We start from the raw sequence: 4835 nt of genomic DNA on the forward strand, positions 1-4835 counted from the left end.
GCGGCGTTCAGCGCCAGGATGTTGGTCTGGAAGGCGATGCCGTCGATCACCCCGATGATCTCTGCCATGCGGCCTGAACTCTGCTGGATGTCCTGCATGGTGGACACGACGTTGCCCACCACCGAGCCACCCTGCGTGGCCACGGCCGAGGCGCCGGAGGCCAGCTGGTGCGCACGGCGGGCCGAGTCGGCGTTCTGCTGCACGGTGGAGGTCAGCTCCTCCATCGACGCCGCGGTCTCCTCCAGGTTGCTGGCCTGCTCCTCGGTGCGCTGGCTCAGGTCGGCGTTGCCATTGGCGATCTGCACCGACCCGGTGGCGATGGAGTCGGCGCTCGTGCGCACGTTGCCCACGATCTGCACCAGGCTGGCGTTCATGCGCTGCAGCGCGTTGAGCAACTGGCCCACCTCGTCCTTGCTGTTCGCCTCGATGTGCGACGTCAGGTCGCCCGCCGCCACGGTTTCGGCGATCTGCACCGCGCGCCCGATGGGCCGGGTGATGGATCGCGTGATGAGCCAGCCCAGCACGAACGACACGGCCACCGCCGCGCACGCGATGGCGATGATGAGCTGAAAGCCCGTCTTCACCTCGCGGTCCGCGCCGTCGCTGGCCTTGTCCATCTGCAGCTGCTGGTGATCGGACATCTTGTCGAGGGCTGCCATGTAGGCCAGCTGGTTGCGCCGCAGCGTGTTGGCCAGCAGGCCCTTGGCTTCCTCGGGCTGGCCTGCGCGGATCAGCGAGAGGAACGCGTCCACGTCCTTCACGTAGGCGGCCCGCTGCTCCTGCGTGTCTGCGAGCAGCCGCTTGCCCGTGTCGCTCTGCACGGTGGGCGTGAGCTTGGCGTACATGCCGGTGATGAGTGCGCGGCTGCCTTCGATGCCCTTGATCTCCTGCTCTCGCTGGGCCGCGTCATCGAAGATCACCAGGTTGCGCACGTAGCGGGCCTGCTGATCGACCTCGTCGGAAATCTCGTTCAGCAATCGGACCTTGACGTAATAGTCCTTGGTCACCAGCGTCAGCGCCTGATTGACGTTGCCCAGGGCCGACATGGAGATGCCGGCCACGAGGAGCAGCAACACGATCGTGGAAAGAAATGCGAGCGTGATGCGGGGGCCGATGCGCAGGTTTCCGAAGAATCGGTGGTTCATGGAAGTGGCTCTTTCTTTCTTGGTGGGCAGAAAAAAATGCGCCACCCGCAAGTGCCGGGGCGGAGTTGCAGGTGGCGCGCACTTCAATGCTTTCCTCTTGCGGCGTGCGGTTCGCCCCATGGGTCAGCCGCTTCGGCTTCTACCCTCCCTCCCTGTCCATCTGCGTGGAAACTTGCTGGTAGTGCAATGTCGTTCGTAAGTTTATGTTTCAGATTTTCAAATCCAAAGCGAAATTTTGGAAAGCAACACGTGCCAATTTCGCATGTCTCGCCAAGCGCCGCATGTGGCGTCCAGCCATCTTCCGAAGGGTGGTGGGGCTCTTTCCCGTGCGGGCCAAGGGGTGCTTCCGCGAAAACGTCCAGCCATGAAAAAAGCCTGCTCCCGCAAGGCGGGGGCAGGCTTTTCGATGGACGCTGCCCGGAGGGCGGCGACAGGCTGATTACAGCGAGTCGATGAAGCTGCGCAGCTTGTCGCTGCGGCTGGGGTGCTTGAGCTTGCGCAGCGCCTTGGCTTCTATCTGGCGGATGCGCTCGCGCGTCACGTCGAACTGCTTGCCGACTTCTTCCAGCGTGTGATCGGTGGACATCTCGATGCCGAAGCGCATGCGCAGCACCTTGGCTTCGCGCGGCGTGAGGCCGTCCAGGATGTCCTTGACCACATCGCGCAGGCCGGCCTGCATGGCGGCGTCGATCGGGGCGGTGTTGGCACCGTCCTCGATGAAGTCGCCCAGGTGGCTGTCGTCGTCGTCGCGATCGGCGTTTCCATGGAGATCGGTTCCTTGGCGATCTTCATGATCTTGCGGATCTTGTCTTCCGGAATCTCCATCTTGGCCGCCAGGATGGACGCATCCGGCTCGAAGCCGAACTCCTGCAGATGCTGGCGCGAGATGCGGTTCATCTTGTTGATCGTCTCGATCATGTGCACCGGGATGCGGATGGTGCGCGCCTGGTCGGCGATCGAGCGCGTGATGGCCTGGCGGATCCACCACGTGGCGTAGGTCGAGAATTTGTAGCCGCGGCGGTATTCGAACTTGTCCACGGCCTTCATCAGGCCGATGTTGCCTTCCTGGATCAGGTCCAGGAACTGCAGGCCGCGGTTCGTGTACTTCTTGGCGATGGAGATCACAAGGCGCAGGTTGGCCTCGATCATTTCCTTCTTGGCATCGCGGGAGGACGATTCGCCCTCGTTCATGCGCTTGTTGATGTCCTTGAGCTCGGGCAGCGGCACCACCACGCGCGCCTGCAGGTCCATCAGGCGCTGCTGCAGTTCCTGCACCGGCGGAATGTTGCGCTGCAGCACGGTGCTCCAGGGCTTGCCGGACGCCGCCTGCTTTTCCACCCACTTCAGGTTCAGCAGGTTGGGCGGGAATTCCTTGATGAAGGTTTCCTGCGGCATGCCGCACTTGTCCACGATGATGCGGCGCAGCTCGCGCTCCTTCTTGCGCACGTCGTCCACCTGGCCGCGCACCATGTCGCACAGCTTCTCGATGGTCTTGGCGGTGAAGCGGATGGTCATCAGCTCGGCCGACAGGGCCTGCTGGGCCTTCATGTACGCGGGCGTGCCGTAGCCTTCCTTGTCGTAGATCTTGTGGACCTTCTCGAACAGGTCGCGCATGGTGTCGAAGCGGGACAGGGCTTCGCGCTTGAGTTCTTCCAGCTTCTTGGTCAGCGCCTTGGAGCCGCCCTTGCCGTCGTCGTCGTCCTCTTCGTCGAATTCGTCGAAGTCTTCTTCGGCCACGTAGTCGTCGGCTTCATTGGGGTTGGAGAAGCCGTCCACGATGGTGGAGATGACGACCTTGCCCTCGCGGATCTCTTCGCCCATGTTCAGGATCTCGGCGATGGTGGCGGGCGATGCGCTGATCGCCTCCATCATGGCCTGCAGGCCGCCTTCGATGCGCTTGGCGATTTCGATTTCGCCTTCGCGCGTCAGCAGCTCCACCGTGCCCATTTCGCGCATGTACATGCGCACGGGGTCGGTGGTGCGGCCGAATTCGCTGTCCACGGTGGACAGGGCGGCTTCGGCTTCTTCTTCCGCTTCCTCGACGGTCGCCGCGGTGGGCGTCACGTTGTTCTGGAACAGGGTCTCGGCATCGGGCGTCTGCTCGTACACGGCCACACCCATGTCGTTGAGCATCGTGACCACGACTTCCATCGTCTCGGCATCGACCAGCTTGTCGGGCAAGTGGTCGGAGATTTCGACCTGCGTCAGGTAGCCGCGCGTCTTGCCCAGGGTGATCAGCGTCTTCAGGCGCGAGCGGCGCTTGGCCAGGTCTTCCTCGGACAGGACCGTCTCGTCGAGGCCGAATTCCTTCATCAAGGCGCGTTCCTTCGCCTTGCTGATCTTCATGCGAAGGGGCTTGACCTTCTCGACCGTGGCCGTGGGGGTGGCTTCGGCTTCGGGTTCACCTTCGAGGTCGGCCTCGATGTCGGACAGGTCGGCATCGTCGCCCACCGCATCGTCGTCCGCTCCGGCCTTGGGCTTGCGGCCCCGCTTGGCAGGGGTCTTGTCGGCTGCGGCGGCACCGGCGGCCTTGGCCGGGCGGCCGGGGCGCTTCTTGGGCGTTTCGTCGTCGGCGGAGGCCGCGGCGGCCTTGGCGCGGGCGGGCTTCTTGGTTTCTTCGGAGGCTTCGGCCTTGTCAGAGGACTTGTTCACGGGCACGGTATGGACTTTCTTGGCGGCTGGAGCAGCGGCGGCCAGGGCCTTCTTGGGCTCGGTCGTTGCGGCTTTGGCAGCAGGTTTGGAAGCGGCCTTCGCGGCGGTGTCTGGGGCGGACTTGGGCGACTTCGCGGACTTTTGAGCAGGCATGGACACCTCAGGATCAAAAACGGACACAAAGAAAACGCAAGCGCCATGGATCCCGGCGCGGGTGGCACGGCAAAGGCCGGAGCCTTCGCGGTTCGAGGGAGCGACCCTCAGGGGCAAGATGTGTGGGCGAACATTTGGTGTGCAGTCCTTGCGGTGTGAAGGGCGGTCGTGCGTGTGTGTCACGGTTGCCCGGCCCGGAGGTGCTGCTGTCGCTCTTGCCGATGAACCCTACATTATAGCGGCCCAGGGGAATTTCAAGCCGGCTTGAGCGAAATTCCGCGCAATGCCTTGAGCCGCTGCTCCAGGGCCTGGTATTGCGCCAGAGCCGCCGGGTCGCGCGCTGCCAGCAGGATGAGCTCGTTTTGCTGGCGCTTGAGCTCCTCGATGAGCATGCGGTCGAGCAGGTCGCGCAGCTCGGCCCGCAGCTCCTGCACGTCGCCCTCGGTCTGGGCGTGCGAGCCGGTCATCACGCGTTCGGCCAGCCCTTCGCACTCATGCCCGCGCAGGCTCTCGCGCAGCACGGCCCAGGCCAGCGGGCCATGCTCGTGCAACTGGCCTTCCAGCCAGGTGAACAGGGGCCCGTGCGGTGCCGCCTGGGCGCACAGCACCGCGTGGTCCTCATGGGCCAGTTCTTCCAGGAACTCCATGTGCGACAGCAGAAGCCGCACCGCGTGGTCCGTGCGGCTCGCCGCCGGGGTGCGGGGCAGGCGCGGCTGGATGGGGCGCTCGTCCTCCTTCTTCCAGCGGCCCTTGCCTTTCCAGTCGCCGTTGTTTTTGCGAAACGGTTTGGCGGCATAGCCTTGGCCGCCGCCGGGCGGCTCACCGGCCGGGGCCCAGCCGGCGTCCTGCGCGGAGGCGCCCCAGGGCGGTTCGTCGGCGTAGGCG

Annotated in this window: 1 protein-coding gene and 2 pseudogenes; all 3 read right to left on the reverse strand. The window is 64.6% G+C overall.

Going from position 1 to position 4835, the window contains the following annotated elements; all coding sequences use genetic code 11:
- Positions 1-1145, reverse strand: a 1145-nt coding sequence (locus AC27IO_RS20425) for a methyl-accepting chemotaxis protein (RefSeq protein ID WP_498740474.1), incomplete at its 3' end; no start/stop codon positions are given.
- Between the two features lie 439 nt (positions 1146-1584).
- Positions 1585-3950, reverse strand: a pseudogene (rpoD, locus tag AC27IO_RS20430) (RNA polymerase sigma factor RpoD).
- Positions 3951-4204: 254 nt separating this feature from the next.
- Positions 4205-4835 (reverse strand): annotated as a pseudogene (locus AC27IO_RS20435) (DNA primase); the annotation flags it as partial.

The sequence above is a fragment of the Acidovorax sp. KNOB132 genome (assembly GCF_057541515.1).